The sequence below is a fragment of the Haloferax sp. KTX1 genome, from assembly GCF_902410085.1.
Taxonomy (GTDB): domain Archaea; phylum Halobacteriota; class Halobacteria; order Halobacteriales; family Haloferacaceae; genus Haloferax; species Haloferax massiliensis.
Genome location: NZ_CABPRH010000196.1, coordinates 1 through 443, shown reverse-complemented (window position 1 = coordinate 443; position 443 = coordinate 1). Strand labels below are relative to the sequence as shown.

1 pseudogene is annotated in these 443 nt (G+C 66.6%); it reads left to right on the top strand.

The features are described 5' to 3' along the window. Positions 1-443, top strand: a pseudogene (locus FY251_RS21435) (TRAP transporter permease); the annotation flags it as partial.

The following is a 443-nucleotide window of genomic DNA, read 5'->3' as shown; positions in this document are numbered from 1 at the left end:
GTCCGATGCCTTCGAGACCGGTATCGAGGCGTTCTCGCTGTCGCTCAACAAGGCCATCGTCCCGTTCGCGTTCATCGTCACGCCGGGCATCATCCTGTTGCGGCGCAACCCTGACGCTGCCACCCTCGACATCGGGGACAAATACCGGGTCGTCGGGACCGCGGACCTCCTCGATGTCGGCTACGCGATCCCCGAGATTCTCATCCCCGTGATCGGCGTCTTCCTCGGCGTCGTCGCACTGGCCGCGACAGTCATCGGGTTCGCGTACGCGCCGGTCTCCCGTGGCGAGCGGGCAGCGTTCGCGTTCAGTTCGCTCCTGTTGATGGCTCCTGCGCTCGCTGTGTCCGGGGTGTACGACCTCCTCGGACTCGTCGGCATCGCCGGCGGCGAGATGACGGTCCTGCTCGACGTTGTACTCCGCGGCGTCGGCCTCGCCCTGTTCC